The following is a 1,090-nucleotide window of genomic DNA, read 5'->3' as shown; positions in this document are numbered from 1 at the left end:
TTACCCGAATATCGCGCTAAGAAGCCATTTGAACACACAACGTTGGTGCACTTTCGCCAACGGCTTTCAGCCATCTCAGATTTGATCCGCAACATTACTAATGACTTCACGCGCGAGCGGTTGGAGGCCGATCTACCTGAGGGGACGCATGTTTTGATTAGTGATGCGACTGCCGTTCCGGTCAAGATCAAGTATCCCCAAGATACAACGCTGCTTAACCAGAGTCGTTTGAATCTCGAACAAATGGTCACAGATCTGGCCCACGGGTTAGGTGTGGAAATTCCGCGGACATACAGACGTGAAGCAAAAGGTAAGTGGACCGCTTTTTCGAGGAAACCGCGGCGTCAAAACAAGGAACGCCGCAAACAGCTTCAAGCTCAGCTACAATACATCCGAAGAGATCTGCGATATGTGGCGGAACTGCTTGCGCAAGGCGGTCAGCTCACTGATTGGCAAGCACAGCGTCTGGAAGTGATTAAACAAGTCTATGAGCAGCAGCTCTTCATGTTTGAGAACCACACTCACCATGTCGAGAATCGCATCGTTAGCCTTCAACAGCCGTATATCCGGCCAATCGTGCGAGGTAAGGCAAAGCAGTCCGTTGAGTTTGGCGCCAAGATTGACTGTTCCATGTTGGATGGCGTGATTGATGTAGAGCGTTTCGACTTCAATTCATTTAACGAAAGCACTGATCTTGAAGTAACGCTTGACCATGCTTTTGACCTAGTGGGTGAATATCCGGATGAGGTGCTGGTCGATACTCTCTATCGCACGCGAGATAACATCAATCTGTGTAAGAAGCTAGGCATTAAACTTAATGGGCCAAAGCTGGGTCGAAAGCCCAAACATGTGGATCCGAAACAGCGCAAAGCCGATGTCAGTGCGGAAAATCGTCGGGGTGCCATTGAGCGCAAGTTTGCCTTCTTGAAAGGTTCACTTGGGCTTGACTTAGTGAACACCAGAACGGCTGAGTCCTTGGTGGTAACGGTGGATAGCGCGATTGCATTGGCAAATATCGACCTCCTCCTTAAGCTTTTTTCTGTACCAATTTCTATTGTGGTCGAACAGGGTGGCCTGCATTATCAAATCA

Annotated in this window: 1 protein-coding gene; it reads left to right on the top strand. The window is 48.9% G+C overall.

The genetic code is table 11. The features are described 5' to 3' along the window. Nucleotides 1-1,090, top strand: a 1,090-nt coding sequence (locus ACWP87_RS13750) for an IS5-like element ISLrh2 family transposase (protein WP_463843717.1), incomplete at both ends; no start/stop codon positions are given.

This window comes from Lacticaseibacillus sp. 22, from assembly GCF_055413445.1.
The sequence above is the reverse complement of the archived record's forward strand: the minus strand, read 5'-3'. Positions and strand labels throughout refer to the sequence as shown.